The organism is Kineothrix sp. IPX-CK (genome assembly GCF_039134705.1).
In the GTDB taxonomy this organism is placed as follows: domain Bacteria; phylum Bacillota; class Clostridia; order Lachnospirales; family Lachnospiraceae; genus Kineothrix; species Kineothrix sedimenti.
The window spans coordinates 3,570,153-3,584,929 of record NZ_CP146256.1 but is presented as its reverse complement, the minus strand read 5'-3'; the positions used below and the strand labels follow the sequence as shown (position 1 = coordinate 3,584,929).

General features: G+C 40.1%; 15 protein-coding genes. All 15 read left to right on the top strand.

Annotation, left to right across the window (positions count from 1 at the left end):
* The first annotated feature begins 202 nt into the window (after positions 1–202).
* The 15 genes from V6984_RS17305 (at position 203) to V6984_RS17235 (ending at position 14,733) form a co-directional block, all read left to right on the top strand.
* Entirely contained in the window at positions 203–583 is a 381-nt protein-coding gene (locus tag V6984_RS17305) for an SMU1112c/YaeR family gloxylase I-like metalloprotein (protein ID WP_342756852.1), read from the top strand.
* Between the two features lie 136 nt (positions 584–719).
* Positions 720–1,274, top strand: coding sequence for a Type 1 glutamine amidotransferase-like domain-containing protein (locus V6984_RS17300; RefSeq protein WP_342756851.1), 555 nt, complete (start codon positions 720–722; stop codon positions 1,272–1,274).
* Entirely contained in the window at positions 1,267–1,986 is a 720-nt protein-coding gene (locus tag V6984_RS17295; protein ID WP_342756850.1) for a helix-turn-helix domain-containing protein, read from the top strand. Before V6984_RS17300 ends, V6984_RS17295 begins: the two co-directional genes overlap by 8 nt.
* A gap of 267 nt (positions 1,987–2,253) precedes the next feature.
* Positions 2,254–3,243 carry a ribosome small subunit-dependent GTPase A gene (gene rsgA, locus V6984_RS17290; RefSeq protein ID WP_342756849.1) on the top strand — a complete coding sequence of 330 codons (990 nt, stop codon included), beginning with the start codon at positions 2,254–2,256 and terminating at the stop codon, positions 3,241–3,243.
* A gap of 59 nt (positions 3,244–3,302) precedes the next feature.
* Positions 3,303–4,361 carry a GNAT family N-acetyltransferase gene (locus V6984_RS17285; protein WP_342756848.1) on the top strand — a complete coding sequence of 353 codons (1,059 nt, stop codon included), beginning with the start codon at positions 3,303–3,305 and terminating at the stop codon, positions 4,359–4,361.
* A gap of 473 nt (positions 4,362–4,834) precedes the next feature.
* Complete coding sequence (locus V6984_RS17280; RefSeq protein ID WP_342756847.1) at positions 4,835–5,701, top strand: hypothetical protein; 867 nt, start codon at positions 4,835–4,837, stop codon at positions 5,699–5,701.
* A 212-nt stretch (positions 5,702–5,913) separates the two neighbouring features.
* The gene (locus V6984_RS17275) at positions 5,914–6,516 is read left to right on the top strand and encodes a putative ABC transporter permease (RefSeq protein ID WP_342756846.1); all 603 of its coding nucleotides are present in this window, start codon (positions 5,914–5,916) and stop codon (positions 6,514–6,516) included.
* Positions 6,517–6,934: 418 nt separating this feature from the next.
* Positions 6,935–9,616 carry a valine--tRNA ligase gene (locus V6984_RS17270; RefSeq protein ID WP_342756845.1) on the top strand — a complete coding sequence of 894 codons (2,682 nt, stop codon included), beginning with the start codon at positions 6,935–6,937 and terminating at the stop codon, positions 9,614–9,616.
* Between the two features lie 9 nt (positions 9,617–9,625).
* Entirely contained in the window at positions 9,626–10,972 is a 1,347-nt protein-coding gene (locus V6984_RS17265) for a folylpolyglutamate synthase/dihydrofolate synthase family protein (protein WP_342756844.1), read from the top strand.
* Positions 10,965–11,165, top strand: a complete 201-nt coding sequence (locus V6984_RS17260) for a hypothetical protein (RefSeq protein WP_342756843.1) — start codon at positions 10,965–10,967, stop codon at positions 11,163–11,165. Before V6984_RS17265 ends, V6984_RS17260 begins: the two co-directional genes overlap by 8 nt.
* Positions 11,166–11,175: 10 nt before the next feature.
* Entirely contained in the window at positions 11,176–12,588 is a 1,413-nt protein-coding gene (locus V6984_RS17255; RefSeq protein WP_342756842.1) for a tetratricopeptide repeat protein, read from the top strand.
* 378 nt (positions 12,589–12,966) lie between these two features.
* Positions 12,967–13,275, top strand: coding sequence for an anti-sigma factor antagonist (locus tag V6984_RS17250; protein ID WP_342756841.1), 309 nt, complete (start codon positions 12,967–12,969; stop codon positions 13,273–13,275).
* A 10-nt stretch (positions 13,276–13,285) separates the two neighbouring features.
* Positions 13,286–13,732, top strand: coding sequence for an anti-sigma F factor (gene spoIIAB, locus V6984_RS17245; RefSeq protein ID WP_342756840.1), 447 nt, complete (start codon positions 13,286–13,288; stop codon positions 13,730–13,732).
* Between the two features lie 3 nt (positions 13,733–13,735).
* Positions 13,736–14,452 (top strand): SigF/SigG family RNA polymerase sporulation sigma factor, encoded by a 717-nt coding sequence (locus tag V6984_RS17240; protein WP_342756839.1) that lies wholly within the window; start codon positions 13,736–13,738, stop codon positions 14,450–14,452.
* A 110-nt stretch (positions 14,453–14,562) separates the two neighbouring features.
* Complete coding sequence (locus V6984_RS17235; RefSeq protein ID WP_342756838.1) at positions 14,563–14,733, top strand: chorismate--pyruvate lyase; 171 nt, start codon at positions 14,563–14,565, stop codon at positions 14,731–14,733.
* The last annotated feature ends 44 nt before the right edge of the window (positions 14,734–14,777 follow it).

Genomic DNA, 14,777 nt, shown 5'->3' with positions numbered 1-14,777 from the left:
TACAGTTTCTCCTCCTATGATTTTATTTTGTTATGTACTAATGTTTAAATCACATTATACTCAGAAATGGAGCTGTAAAAAGTGCCATTTTGAAACTTTTTAACTATGCCAGTTTGCGATTCTTTTATAGTAGAAGAATCGATGTATATGCGAAAAAGAATGTGTGATAAAATGGTATAAAAAGAAAGGCATGGCTATTAATATGAAATTAAATCATGTACATCATGTGGCAATTATTGTTTCCGATTATAAAAAATCAAAACATTTTTATGTGGATTTGTTGGGATTTGAGGTGGTTCGTGAGAATTACAGGCAGGAGCGAGGCGATTATAAGCTGGATCTAAGGCTGGGAGATATGGAGCTGGAGCTGTTTGGGATACCGGAAAGTCCTAAGCGGCCGAGTTACCCGGAGGCTTGCGGACTGAGGCATCTGGCTTTTAAGGTAGAGAAGATCGAGGAGGTTATAGAAGAGCTCAAGGGACTAGGAATCGAGACTGAGCCTGTCCGTATGGACACATTTACGGGAAAAAAGATGACTTTCTTTGCGGATCCGGACGGATTGCCGTTAGAATTGCACGAATAGGGATAGAATGCTATGATAAAATATATAATTTATGCACTTGCAGGTTGCCGAAATGAACTTATAAGTTGGTAGATGTTAATGGATGAGTTTATTATAATGATATTTGACAATTATAAAATTCCTATGGAGGTATACAATGAAAAAGATTATACTGACATCAGCCGGCTTTGAAAACAAAAAAATCGAGCAAAAGTTTCTCGATATGGTTAATAGACCATCGAATGAAATAAGGGCAATATGGATACCGACTGCTGCTACTTATGATGCTGCAAAAGCTGTACTGCCAAAGTGCATGGACGATCTGCTGAATGCGGGTATAACAGCTGAAAACATAAAGACCTATAATCTTGACTATGTAATGGAATATGAAGAAATGGCTGATTTTGATACCGTTTATGTCTGTGGCGGTGATAGCAGATATCTTCTTGACAAAATGTATGAAGCAAATTTTGTAAGTCTGCTTAAGAGGTTCATTGATCAAGGGGGAATATATATTGGTGTAAGTGCCGGAAGTTGCATATGCGTGAATGGATTCGAAGATAACCTTGGATTTTTACCGTGTACATTAAGTGTGCACTGCATAGAAGGCAACATATCCGGGGACATAGACATTAACCATACTTCACACATAAATCTAACAAATAGTCAAGCAATTATCATTGAAGAGGAAGAGTGCTATATTCTTGAATGATAGCATTTTAAAACAAAGGGCTGGTATAAGGTTGAAAGAAAAGTGTTTTCAACTATTGATTTTGAGTCTGCCAAAGCGCACATGGGGTATAAAAATGAAACTGTCTGAAAAAATACAAATGTTAAGAAAGAAAAACGGGTATTCGCAAGAATATATGGCAGAAATTTGTAATGTTAGCAGACAATGCATATCGAAATGGGAGGCGGATATAGCTTTACCAAATGTTGATAAGCTTTTGATACTGAGTAAATTTTTTCAGGTCTCTATCGACGTTTTACTAAAAGATGATTTGACCATTGACGGTGCACAAGAGATTCACACATGTGGAAACAATGCTGTTCTTAATGAAAAAACAGGCTTATATGAAGGCGTCCTTATTAAGGAAAGTATAGAGAATGATTTGATACTTGATTACCTTACTATCAACAAAGTAGAAATATGGAAGACTCAAGGAAATCCAAAATACTGGACAGTTATATATTTTACTTCGACAAACAGAGATTTTCCCAATTTGATATCAGAAGTAATGATTTCAGATGAGGCAAGAGGCGGAAATTGGTTTGTTGATTTTAAGGCGGGAAATATTAAATTTATTGTCTTCCGTAATAAGATTTTAAAATACACTATCGGGAATAGTATAGAAAAGCACGAGGTTTGCGAAGAATGCAAGAAGATGGGTATTCCCTATGAGCAAATGCAATGGGCAGAATAAAAGTTAAAAATTGAGATATATACTTGATTTCATATATTATTTAATTTATAATAATTAAGTTAGTATTAAAAACTTCAATTTGCTCACGAAAGGGGTTGATTAAATTATGAAAAAAATAGATATGGTGATGAATCAATAATTTAATATTGAAGTATGCAGAAAGCTTTTGCTTTTTGCGTATAAGGAACCCTTTTGTAAATACTGTATAAACAGACTTGCCAATGGGCAAGTTTTTTTGTACCCAAAATTGGAGGAAAACTATTGAAAATGAAAGAAAACGGAACACAAGTGCATGCTATTGTTTGTGAAGTTCAACGAGAACTGTTTACGTTAATATGTGAACATGGAGAGATTCATGCAAAATTAAGGGGAGCATTCTATAGAGAAAATAGTATATTCCCGGTTGTAGGGGATAAGGTATTGGTTTACTTTAACCAAAATGGAGATTCTATTATTGAAAAAGTCTTTGAAAGAAAAAGCAAGTTTTCAAGAACAGATTTTTCAGGACATGAGGCAGGTTATGTAAAAACAATAAAAGAGCAGGTACTTGCAGCAAATTTTGACTATGTTTTTATAGTTGATTCACTCAATAAGAATTTTAATGTGAATCGTATCACAAGATATATAAGCGTAGCATTAAAAAGTGGAGCAAAGCCAGTAGTAATTTTAACAAAAGCTGATTTATGTAACAACGTTGAATGTTATATAAAAGAAGTCAAAAGCATATCAGAAAAAATTGATATCTGTATCACAAGCGCAAAATCAGGAATTGGCATGAAGCAGCTTGATTCTTATTTGAAAAGTGGTAGTACAATTGTACTTCTTGGCTCATCAGGTGTTGGAAAGTCTACTCTTGTAAATGCAATTGCAGGTAAAGAACTGATGAAAGTCAGTGAGATACGAGAAAACGATTCAAAGGGACGCCATACTACCACCCACAGGCAATTGATAATGCTTCCATCAGGAGTTGCAATTATTGATACACCGGGAATAAGAGAATTAGGTATGTGGGAAGCAAGCGAAGGGATTGATGATACTTTTTCAGATATAAAGGAACTTTTTGGAGATTGCAAATATAGTGATTGTACACATACAACAGAACCTGGCTGCGCTGTAAAAAAAGCTATTGAAAACAAGATTATTTCAAATGAACGCTGGAAATTGTATTGTCAATTAAAAAATGAAGATGAATGGGGTAAAAATAAAGCTATTCATATATCCAAACAGAAATTAAAGAATAAAATCAGCAGGACATAAAACAAGATAGTATTAATAATTTATGAGTTATAAAATAATTATATTTTTAGGAGAAATTTATGTTTAAATTAAATAATGATGATTTTAATAAAATAATACCTTTAGTCAAATCTCAAAATGAATTATCTGTATTTTCTGTTATAAATGGTGCCATGCCGGGTGAAATATATGCAAACAGCATAGATAACCCAACAGCTGCATTGATAAAGACCTGTGAATGTAACTTAATTGTAGGTAGTTCCAGTGATGTCAATTTTAATTCTGAAGTGTCTATGGTAATAGATTTTTGGGACCCGTTGACGCCTGACTCAAGTGAGTGGATAAATTTAATACCAACGATTCATAAAAATCATTTTATTAGAAAATATAAAAGGAGGCACTATATATTATCTGTTGATGACTTTAAGGAATGTAATAAACATTTAGAAGATGGCTTTATAATTGAGAAAATTGACACTGATTTATTAAGGAATGCTTCTTATGAAAACTCGGAGAAACTACTTGAATGGATTGCTGATTGGGGAGACGATACAAGATTTGAAAAAGATGGGGCAGGATATTTTATACATAATGGAAATGTTATTGTGAGTTGGTCATTAAGTGATTGCAGCTTTGATAAAGAAATAACAATTGGAATTCATACGGATGAAAGATATAGAAAAAATGGATTCGGAAAAATAGTTGTTTCTGCAGTTGTTAAGGATTGTTTTAATAAAGGTTACGAAAAAATAAATTGGCTTTGTGTAGATACTAATAAAGGATCAATCGCTTTAGCTGAAAAATTGGGATTTAAATATAACAATAATTATTATGCTTTTTCAACATATCCTCCAATTGAGAATATACAAGATTTATCTGAAGCTGAATGGTTTGAATGGGGCGAATATCTGGAGAATGCCTCTAAAACCGAGAGTTGTTTGATATGGGATTCTCTGTATTGTTATATAAAATCTAATAACATTGAAAAAACTATTAGTATAATGACTACTATGGAACATAGTAAAATTAATCCGGATTATTCAAGGTTTAAAGATTATATTACTTATCTGCAAGACTATGGTTTGTGTTCTAATTTCAGAAGCCAGGTTTGGCTGGATTTTCTAAATAGAAATACTTGAGCTATTTCATATGTTATGCCTGAACAGCAAACTTGAGTCAGAAAGTCCCTTTCTGACTCAAGTTTGCTTGTAGGGGTAACGAATAACCGTTATCATGCCTGGTAAAGAAAGATGTTACTTTTGAAAGTGTAATAATATATATTGGAAAAGGTTGACATCTACTACATGGGAAAGTATGATTATCCAAAAAAGAATATAAAGGAATTTTTATTTATTTTACAAATGCTGCAAAAACGAACTAAGAGGGGAATGTTGGACAATCCATTGAAGCGCAGGTGAACGGTGCAATTGACGATATGTGCCGCCGCTTAGAAATGGTCGGTTTATCCTTGGAATCGATTAAAGGAAAACTATTTCCACCGAATCTGCGAAATTCGAAACAAAAGTGCTTTAGTTAAGAGTTTATATTTTTTGAATAGCATAATGTACGGAAATATTCTACGAAATAACAAAAGGAAAGAAGTGGTACATCAATGAACAATGTAATTTATTGGCTTCTTGAGGTGGAAAACCCGGAGGTAAAATATCGTACAATGATAGAGCTTTTAGACTTTCCCAAAGATGATTCTGAAGTAAAAAAGGCTCTTGACGATTTATTGAAGTCAGAAACTGTCAGGTTAATCATGGATAAGTTTAAGCTTAATAAAAAATGGGAAGATGTCACTGCTTTATGTGCACTTGCAGAATTTGGCTTAACACGCGTTGATGTTCCTATTGATGATTATATTGAACGTGTCATTAGGAATATGAATCGCAGTATGAAATGTGCCAAAATATTGCTATTAAGGAATTTGGTATCCCTTGGTTATTACGAGCAGACATGGGTGAAAGAAGAAATATCTATAGCCTTTTCCACCATACGGGAAGATGGTACATGCCGGTGTCTGGACAAAACTAAGAAAACAAACGACTCTAAGCTTCCCGGCATGGGGTGCTACAGACAAACTACAACCTACCTTTTGCTTGCGGCGGAGTTGAAAAAGATTGGCGTTATTCTGCCGCAGTTTAAATCGCTGATAAACTTTTATATCAGCCATTACGTTGCATTCCACCCTGATAACCAGGAAAAGGCAATCATTGAAGAAATGGTGGGGACATATTATCCATTTGACCATGTGAAATTGGGTTTACAAATGACTATATACGGTCTTTCTGTTCTTGGCGGGGCGAATCATTCTAATTGTAATAAAGCGTTAGAATTGTTAGATAGCAAAAAAGATTATGATGGTAAATATATTCTTGATAAATCCTTTCCGTATTTTGAGGTTGGTAAAATAGGTGAACCCAATAAATGGATAACATTATATGTATTGCTATCTGAAAAATATCGCAAAGTATAAGCATTTCCGCCGTCGAATTACTTTGCAATTTTTTACATTAGCAAATCTATTTTTACATAAAAGCACACATTCAATGTGTGCAAAAATGTGTGCGGGGATTTGTTCGAATCCCGTCACGCCCGCTATGTATTTTTACCTTTTTATCGGAGATACTAATAGCAAATCGGTATTTTGGGTATCAATGAGCGGAACGCGAGGCGGTATTTACATTTATGAATCAGAAAATTAGTTATGCAGAGTTGATCAGGCGGAAAAGAAATGAGACTTACGGATTTTTTTTCTACACACCGCTGTTTTTTCTGCTTTCCTTTGCAGGCTGGCTGTGGGAAGTATTGATTTATGTGGTGATGGAGGGAGAATTCGTCAATCGGGGAGTTCTGTTCGGCCCATGGCTTCCGATATACGGAATTGGAGGACTCATCCTTTCCGTTGTATTAGGGAGGTATGAATATAAGCCTGTGCGCGTATTTTTTATTTCGATGCTTCTCAGCTCCGTATTGGAGTATCTGGCCAGTTGGTTTCTGGAACGGACATGGGGAATCCGCTGGTGGGATTACAGCAATGATTTTTTGAACATCAGCGGGCGGATCTGTTTATGGGGGAGCCTGATGTTCGGACTTTCCGGATGGATGCTCATTTGCTATATCATCCCGTATATGCGTCTTTTATACCGGAAGATATGGAAAACGGAAGGGGGCAGAAAGCTGCTTCAGCTCTTATGCCTTGCGCTGATTCTTTTGTTTACGGCGGATGCGACGTTTGCGGCAGACTTTCCGAATATGGGAAAAAGTATTTCATATGAAAGTCCGCCTTGACAAAACAGCCTCGGTTTACTATATTTAATAGTAATATAAGAACAAAACATAAAAAGGTAATGACAAAGAGGAGTACGCACAGCCCCTTAATAGAGAGGATGGCTCACCGGCTGAAAGGTCGTCTGAAGAAGGGCATGCGGAAGGTAGCTTTGGAACCGGGAGGCCTAACCGCGTGCAGCGCCAAGTAAGCTTTCACGATTTATCCTCGTTACAGGATAGGATTCTGGGGATTATTTTCAGAATTCATGAGTGAGAAATAAAGGTGGTACCGCGTAGCTTACGCCCTTTGTCGGTTGTTTGACCGGCAAAGGGCTTTTTTATGTAATAGGAAAGTTATCCTATTACTAAAGAAATGAATGCGCAGCTGCACGTACAGGATAGAATTTAAAAATAACGGGTTAAGACGAGGAGAAGAAGCATGAGCAAAGAATTGGCAAAGACCTATGATCCTAAAGGTATTGAAGACAAATTATATCAGAAGTGGCTGGATAAGAAATATTTCCATGCTGAAGTGGATAGGAGTAAGAAACCCTTTACTATCGTGATTCCGCCTCCGAACATTACAGGCCAGCTTCATATGGGGCATGCGCTGGATAACACGATGCAGGATATATTGATCCGTTTTAAAAGGATGCAGGGCTATAACGCGCTTTGGCAGCCGGGAACAGATCATGCCTCTATTGCTACGGAGGTCAAAATCATCGAGAAGATGAAAGAGGAAGGCATCGATAAGAATGATTTGGGACGGGAAGGCTTTTTGGAACGCGCGTGGGAGTGGAAGAGAGAATATGGGGGAAGAATTATCGGACAGCTAAGGAAGCTGGGCTCCTCCTGCGACTGGGACAGAGAGCGCTTTACGATGGATGAAGGCTGTAATAAGGCGGTTACTGAGGTATTCTGCAAGCTGCATGAAAAAGGCTGGATTTATAAAGGCAGCAGGATCATTAACTGGTGTCCGGTATGTAATACGTCCATTTCGGATGCGGAGGTAGAATACGAGGAGCAGTCGGGACATTTCTGGCATATTAAATATCCTCTTATGGACGAAAACGGGCAGCCAAGCCAGACGGAGTTTTTGGAGTTTGCTACAACACGTCCCGAGACGATGTTAGGAGATACTGCGGTGGCGGTAAATCCGGAGGATAAAAGATATGAGCATTTAATAGGAAGAAAAGTTCTTCTTCCGCTGATAAACAGAGAGATCCCCATCGTGGCGGATTCGTATGTAGATATGGAATTCGGTACCGGTGTTGTAAAGATAACACCGGCGCACGACCCCAATGACTTCGAGGTAGGAAAAAGACACAGTCTGCCGGAGATCAACATTATGAATGATAACGCCACCATTAATGCAAACGGCGGCAAATTCGAAGGACTGGACCGTTATGAGGCGAGAAAGGCAATTGTTGCCGAGCTGGACGAAATGGGGCTGTTGGTAAAAGTAGAAGATCATTCCCATAATGTAGGAACCCATGACAGATGCAAGACGACCATCGAACCCCTCATTAAAAAACAATGGTTCGTTAAAATGGATGAACTTATAAAGCCGGCGGTAGAAGCGGTAAAAACGGGAGAAATCAAGCTTGCTCCGGAGCGAATGGAGAAGACGTATTTTAACTGGACCGATAATATCCGTGACTGGTGCATCAGCCGCCAGTTATGGTGGGGACACCGGATTCCTGCTTATTACTGCGATAAATGCGGTGAGACTGTAGTCTCCAAGGAAGCTCCGCCTGTCTGCCCGAAATGCGGCAGCCAGCACTTTACACAGGACCCGGATACGTTAGATACGTGGTTTTCTTCCGCGCTGTGGCCTTTTTCCACATTAGGATGGCCGGAAAAAACGGAGGATCTGGATTATTTTTATCCTACGGATGTTCTTGTGACGGGATATGACATTATTTTCTTCTGGGTTATCCGCATGATATTCTCCGGCTACGAGCAGATGGGAGAAAAACCGTTCCATACCGTATTATTCCATGGACTTATCCGGGATTCCCAGGGACGCAAGATGAGCAAGTCTCTCGGAAACGGAATCGATCCCCTCGAGATTATCGAGCAATATGGTGCGGACGCGCTCAGGCTGACTCTGATTACCGGAAATGCGCCGGGTAATGATATGCGCTTTTATTATGAGAGGGTAGAGGCGAGCAGGAATTTTGCCAATAAGGTTTGGAACGCATCCCGCTTCATCATGATGAATATGGAAGGAAAGAACGAAAGCATGATTTCCGCCGGAAGCAAAACCATCTTTGAAGGCCTGGAGCCGGTAGACAAATGGATATTATCCAAGCTTAACCGTCTCATTAAGGAAGCTACCGACAATATGGAGAACTTCGAACTGGGTATAGCGGTACAGAAGGTATACGATTTTATCTGGGATGAATTCTGTGACTGGTATATCGAGATGGTTAAGCCCAGACTATACAATTCTGGCGACGAGGCCAGCCAGAATGCGGCGCTTTGGACCTTGAAGACGGTGCTCCTTAATGCGCTCAAGCTGCTTCATCCTTATATGCCCTTCCTGACGGAGGAAATTTTCTGTTCTTTGCAGGCGCAGGAGGAGTCGATCATGGTTTCCTCATGGCCGGTATACAAGGAGGAATGGAGCTATACGAAGGAAGAGAAGGATCTCGAGACAATAAAGGAAGCAGTACGCGGCATCAGAAATGTAAGAACACAGATGAACGTAGCGCCCAGCCGGAAAGCGAAGGTATATGTGGTGAGTGAGAAAGATGATATTCTCACCACATTTGAAGAGGGAAGATTATTCTTTTCTTCTTTGGCGTATGCTTCTGAGACAGTGATTCAGAAGGATAAGCAGGGAATCGAGGATGATGCGGTTTCCGTAATGATACCGAATGCCGCTTTGTATATCCCTTTTGCGGAGCTGGTGGACTTAGGGCAGGAAATCGAACGTCTGAAAAAAGAAGAAAAGCGCTTGCAGAGCGAGCTTAACCGCGTGAACGGTATGCTGAGCAATGAAAAATTTATTTCCAAGGCTCCTGCAGATAAAATTGCGGAGGAAAAGGAAAAGCTGGAAAAATACACGCAGATGCAGCAGCAGGTAGCTTTGCGCCTGCTGCAGCTTCGGAAATAGGAAAAAAGGATGAGATCCTATCACGAAACAGAGGAATATCTCTTAAATGTACCGAAGTTCACAATGTTAAAGGGGGGACCGGAGTCAACATGGTTGACGCGAAAGAATACCCTTGAGGATACGAGTCGCTTTTTGGAACTTCTGGGAAATCCTGGAAGTTCCAAAAAAGTAATTCACGTAGCAGGCACAAACGGAAAAGGTTCCGTTTGTGCTTACTTGTGTTCCGTTCTTGGGGAGGCGGGATATCGTGCGGGAATGTTTTGTTCTCCGCACCTCGTAGAAATGAGGGAACGGTTTCGTTTAAACGGTGTTCCGGTAGAGGAGGAGGCGTTTACGAAAGCCTTTGAAGCGGTCATGGATAAAATAGAGCTCATGAGAGAGGTATCGGGCAACTCCGCATATCACCCGACGTTTTTCGAGTTTTTATTTTTTATGGGAATGCTTATATTTGAGGATAAGGGCGTGGACTATATCGTGCTTGAGACCGGGCTGGGCGGCAGGCTGGATGCCACAAATACGGTGAAAAGCCCGGTTCTTACGGTTATTACAGAAATAGGAATGGACCATATGGAATATTTGGGAGATACGGTCGGCAAAATAGCAGGAGAGAAGGCGGGAATACTAAAACCCTGCGCTCCGGTCGTTTTTTGCGATAAAAGAAAGGAAGCTTCCGAGGTAATATTAAAAAGAGCGAAAATGCTCGGAATTCAAGCATTTCCGGTAACCGGTGACGACTATATTAATGTTAATTTAACAAATAAAAGCATTGATTTTTCCTTTCATTCTCGTTATTATGATTATATTAGGCTCACAGTATCAACAAAAGCATTATATCAGGTGGAAAATGCCTCTATAGCAGCGAGGTGTATAGAGGTACTTCAAGATCCCAAGGTTACTCTGAAGCATTTGACAGAGGGAATCCGAAAGACCGTATGGGAAGGCAGGATGGAAGAAATCATGCCTGGTATCTTTTTGGAGGGCGCGCATAATGAGGACGGAATCAGGGCCTTTGTGCAGTCGGTCTCAGCAGATTCATGCAAAGGAAAAAGATACATGCTGTTTTCCACCGTTTTGGATAAGGACTATGAGTCGATGGTACGTATACTGGAAGAGAAACCATTGTTTGAGCTGACGGCACTGACCAGACTGGACAGCAGGCGGGCTGCGCCTATGGAGGCTTTATGCGCGGCGTTTGAGAAATATGGCAGCGGAAGCTATGAGGTGTTTGCTTGTTCGAAGGATGCGTTAGCGTTTCTAATGGATAGAAAAAAAGAGCGAGATTATATATATATTGTTGGCTCTCTTTATCTGGTTGGAGAGATAAAGGCGCTGCTAAGGAGGAGAACGGATGATTAATTTTGAGGAAGAATTGAAAAAGTTTCATCTAAGCCTGGAAGTGGAAGATGCGGAAGAGGCGATTTATAATCAGGATTTGACGGATATGGCGGACATCTTCGTGAAGATGATAAAAGATATAGAACAGCATGAGACGACGGCGCAGGGCCAGACAAAGCATAACAATGTGATGTCTCGCATTGAAGAAGAATAGGGGTGGCGGCATGATATGTTATAATTGTGGCTGCCGTTTATCTGAACATGATTTTTGCACCGGATGCGGGGCAGATGTGTCTATATATAAGAAGATTATGTATATATCCAATCGCTTTTACAACGACGGGTTGGAAAAGGCCGGTGTAAGAGATCTTACCGGAGCGATTACCAGCCTGCGCCAGAGCCTTAAGTTCAATAAGAACAATATTGAGGCGAGAAACCTGCTGGGTCTGGTTTATTTCGAAATGGGAGAAGTGGTGGCGGCGCTCAGCGAATGGGTGATCAGCAAGAACCTCCGGCCTAAGAAAAATATTGCGGACGATTATATCGACATGATACAGAGTAATCAGGCGAGGCTGGATTCTATCAATCAGACGATCAAAAAATATAATCAGGCGCTTTTGTACTGTAATCAAGGGAGCTCAGACCTTGCAATAATCCAACTGAAGAAGGTGCTTTCCTTAAATCCGAAGTTCGTCAGAGCTCATCAGCTCCTTGCGCTTTTATATATTAACGGGGAAGAGTGGGATAAGGCGAGAAAAGAACTGAATAAATGTATTCAGATCGATACGAATAATACAACTACCATGCGCTATTTAAAGGAAGTGGAGCATATGCTCGTTCCCGAAGAGGGCGCGAAGGCAGCTTCGAAAAAGAAGAGCCAGTCGAAGGACGCGGTAACATATCAAAGTGGTAATGAAACCATTATTCAGCCCTTAAATGTGAAGGAATCCAAGGGAGTTTCCACTTTCGTAAATATGGGTATAGGTATTGTAATAGGTATTGCGATAGCTTGCTTCCTCATACTGCCTGCGAGAATCCAAGCGGCTAAGTCTACGATTAATGACGAGCTTAGAGTGGTCAGCGAGCAGCTGGATGCGAAGACGGCGACCATCGATGAGATGGAGCAGCAGGTGAACAATCTGACGGAGGAAAAAGCTAAGCTTGAAGAGGATTTAGAGGGCTATGTGGGGACAGACGGTGCCTTGCAGGCAACGGATAAGCTCCTGCTCGCTTCCGATGCGTACCTTAAGAATGCCGCGGATATCGTGACCGTTTCTGAATATCTGGATGAAATAGACCTGGAAAGCCTGGGGACCTCGGCCTCCGAATCCTTTACTGCCTTGTACGATACATTGACCGGACTGATAGGGCCGGAATTGGCTAAGACATATTTCGACGAAGGTTACAGCGATTACCGTCAGGAGAAGTACGCAAGCGCTATTCCCAAACTGGCGAAGGCTTACCAGTATGACCAGACTAACGGAGACGCACTTTATTATCTTGCTAACTCCTACAGACGAAATGGAAATGTCGATAAAGCCAAAGAGACCTATGCGAAGGTAATCGAGCTTTTCCCTGGTACGAAGAAGGCCAGCGAGTCAGCGACATATCTGGCTGAGATAAATAACGGTAATTAAAATGATTAGGGTGTAAAAAGTCCTTTTTTAGATATAGAAGTCTATCGAATCATAACCAAAAGACTCCTGCGCCGGATTCCAATATATAAGAACTTCTAAATATTTTCATAGGCGCACTCGTTCTTTGGGTTAGGATTCGATTGCCTGCGAAAGTTTAATAAAGGACCTTTGCCCCCCTAATCAAATATTGAATAAAGATAGAACCTACTAAAGAGAACATAAGCGATTATGTTCTCTTTTTTCTTTAGATAGGATCAGCGCTACTGATGCAGCCATGGAAATAAAAGATGAATAAATTCGACAAAAATGGACATGCTGTATTTTATGTATATACATAAAGGGAATATGTCATTTACAAAGAAAAGGAAGGAGAAGTGCATGGAAGAGAATTTTAAAGTGATTGACAATTATCTCATGGTAAAAATGCCTGAGGAAATTGACCATCACAAATCATCATACATAAGTGAAAATGCGGACCGGTTCATAATGCAGAATAGAGTGAGCAATGTTGTTTTTGATTTTGAGGATACGAGGTTTATGGATAGTTCCGGCATTGGGATTATCATGGGACGTTATAAAAAGATTTCCTGCTTCGGCGGCAAAGTGTTTGCGGTTAATATGGATAATAGAATAAAGCATCTTTTAATAATATCAGGCTTACATAAAATAGTGGAAATTATGGACTAGGAGGAACGGAATGAAAAATGAAATGACGATGGAATTTGATGCGGTATCGGAAAACGAGGCTTTTGCGAGAATTTCTGTAGCAGCCTTTATATCCTTTTTAAATCCCACATTGGAAGAGATGTCGGACGTAAAAACGGCAGTTTCAGAGGCGGTGACCAATGCGATCATTCACGGCTATGACAAAATCGAGGGAGGAAAGGTCGTAATAAATTGCTCAATCGAAAAAGATGTATTACATATTGAGGTGATAGATAAGGGAAATGGTATAGAGAATATCGAAAGAGCGATGGAGCCTCTATTTACCACTAAGCCGGAACTCAACCGTTCCGGAATGGGATTTCCTTTTATGGAGGCGTTCATGGACGATTTGGAAGTGATATCCGAACCAGGCAAAGGAACGGTTGTGCAGATGAAAAAGAAAATCGGCTGTACCTCGTGGATAGAAGATGAGGAGTAGTCTATGGAGGAGGTTACAGTACTAATTGCCAGATCACAAGCCGGTGATAAAGAAGCGAGAGAAGTACTGATAGAAAAAAACCTGGGACTGGTTCATCATATCGTAAAGCGTTTTCTAGGGAGAGGCTATGATGCAGAGGATTTGTTCCAAATAGGAAGTATTGGCCTTATGAAGGCTATCGATAAATTTGATTTATCCTTTGAGGTAAAATTCTCTACTTATGCGGTTCCTATGATAAGCGGAGAAATCAAACGCTTCCTGCGCGATGACGGAATGGTCAAGGTAAGCAGGACCTTGAAAGAAAACGGGTGGAAAATCAAACAGACTGCCGAGAAAATATCATACGAGCAGGGAAGGGAAGCTACGCTGGAAGAGATATCCAAACTCACGGAGCTGTCTATAGAAGATATCGTCATGGCCATGGAAGCAAATGTAGAAGTAGAATCCATATATAAATCCGTTTACCAGTCCGACGGAAATGAAATATTTCTGGTGGACAAGCTGCCGGAGAAAAAGGATGCCAACGAAAGGCTGCTGAATCACATGCTGCTCGAGCAGCTCATGAGCGAGCTGGAAGAGGATGAAAGGCAGCTGATCACGCTTAGGTATTTCCAGGATAAGACGCAGGTGGAAGTGGCGAAAAAGCTCGGCATCAGCCAGGTTCAGGTCAGCCGCATGGAAAAAAGAATATTGGTCCGTATGAGGGAAAGTCTTATATAGCAGCCAATGTGTAAAAGAGTAATAATAATTCAAATAACAGCATATATTGTGATTTTATGAGGTATCGGATATACTACTATTTAATAAAAAGAAAATGGAGGAAGGTACCAATGGTTGCTTTTGATTATATAGTAGTAAATATTGAAGGGGATTATGCTAATTTAAAACGCACGGATACAGAGAAAGACGAATTGAAGCTTGTAGCGAGAGCACTTCTGCCGGAGGCTATCGCGGAAGGCACAAAACTGCATTATGAATATATGGAATATACCATCATTTGATGGTACCATCGTAAAATAGTGAATTCTCTTCGAATAATCTGCCA